The 1546-nt window shown below is 70.3% G+C and carries 2 protein-coding genes and 1 pseudogene; all 3 read left to right on the plus strand.

The window, feature by feature from the left end; all coding sequences use genetic code 11:
* Positions 1–359 (plus strand): ATP-grasp domain-containing protein (locus tag ACE3O1_RS15655; RefSeq protein ID WP_374316639.1); only part of this gene is annotated, 359 nt, incomplete at its 5' end.
* A gap of 99 nt (positions 360–458) precedes the next feature.
* Entirely contained in the window at positions 459–926 is a 468-nt protein-coding gene (gene purE, locus ACE3O1_RS15660) for a 5-(carboxyamino)imidazole ribonucleotide mutase (protein ID WP_336626088.1), read from the plus strand.
* Between the two features lie 146 nt (positions 927–1072).
* Positions 1073–1546 (plus strand): annotated as a pseudogene (locus ACE3O1_RS15665) (transcriptional regulator); the annotation flags it as partial.

Raw genomic sequence — 1546 nt, forward strand, 5'->3', positions numbered from 1 at the left:
AGCGGCTGCTCGTCAACGAGCTCGCGATGCGCCCGCACAACAGTGGGCACTGGGGGCAGGACGGCGCCGTCACGGGGCAGTTCGAGCAGCACGTGCGTGCCGTGCTCGATCTGCCGCTCGGCGACCCGTCGCCGCGGCAGCCCTGGACCGTCATGGTCAACATCCTCGGCGGTCCGGAATCCGACTCGCTGGAGAGCCGCTTTCCCGCGGCGCTGGCCGCGCACCCCGAGGTCAAGGTGCACACCTACGGCAAGGCGCCGCGTCCCGGCCGCAAGGTGGGGCACGTCAACGCCACTGGCGACGACCTGGATGCCGTGGTGTACGACGCCCGCGCCGCGGCGGCCTTCTTCGCCGACTGAGCCTGCGCGCCGTTGCGGGGTTTCCCCAGGGTGTCGCCCTAGCCTTGTCGGGTGACCTCGCCGCTGCATTCCTCTGCGTCCCCGCTCATCGGTGTCGTCATGGGCTCGGACTCGGACTGGCGCGTCATGAGCGACGCGTCGCAGGCGCTGACCGATTTCGGTATCGCCCACGAGGTCGAGGTCGTCTCGGCTCATCGCACGCCTGACAAGCTGCTCTCGTACGGGCGCACGGCTCGTGCGCGCGGGCTCCGCGCGATCATCGCGGGGGCCGGGGGTGCGGCGCACCTGCCCGGCATGCTGGCATCCGTCACCGCGCTGCCGGTCATCGGTGTGCCTGTGCAGCTGGCGACTCTCGACGGCATGGACTCGCTGCTCAGCATCGTGCAGATGCCCGCCGGCATTCCCGTGGCGACGGTCTCGATCAACGGGGCGAAGAACGCGGGCCTTCTCGCTGCGCGGATCCTCGGCGCCTCCGACGCGGATCTGGCCGACCGCGTCGAGCAGTACGCGCGCGATCTCGAAGCCCAGGTCGAAGAGAAGAACCGACGTCTGAAGGAGTCGCTGTGAGCGTGTCCGCGCCACCGCGGCGGGGCACGCCGGGCGGTGCCGGGGGTGCACCGCGCGGATCGTCGTCGCACGCGGGTCAGCGGGGTGACGGTGTCATCCTGGGGGATCAGCCGATCCGGCGGCCCGATACCCGCTCCCCGCGGGTCATGACGCGGAGGGCCTGGTGGCTCGTCGTCCTGAACTTCCTGCTGCCGGGTTCGGCGCAGTCGCTCGCGGGCAGCCGCCGACTTGCCCGGGTGGGGCTCACCGCCACGCTCGTCATGTGGCTGCTCGTCATCGCCGGCGTCGGCGTGACGCTCGTGTCGCCGGGCTTTCTCACGTCGCTCATGACCAACGGGTTCTTCCTGTTGCTCGTGCAGATCGTGCTGCTCGCGTACGCGATCCTGTGGGTCGTGCTGACGATCGACACGCTGCGGCTCGTCCGGCTCGTGAAGCTCAAGCCGAACGCGCGTCCGCTCGTGGCGATTCTCGCGATCGTCGGGCTCGTGATCGGGGGCGGCGGAGTGACGTACGCCGCGCAGCAGCTCATCGCCCCGGCGCGCGAGGCACTGGCATCCATCTTCACGAACAACGACCCGCCGGTGCCGCCGTCCAACGGCTACTACAACTTCCTGCTGCTG

Origin of the sequence: Microbacterium sp., assembly GCF_041909575.1 — a bacterium.
Classification (GTDB): Bacteria; Actinomycetota; Actinomycetes; order Actinomycetales; family Microbacteriaceae; genus Microbacterium.

Bases quoted from the DNA above. Each gene is read 5' to 3' on its own strand.
- purE (WP_336626088.1), top strand. From the start codon at position 459: ATGGGCTCGGACTCGGACTGGCGCGTCATGAGCGACGCGTCGCAGGCG.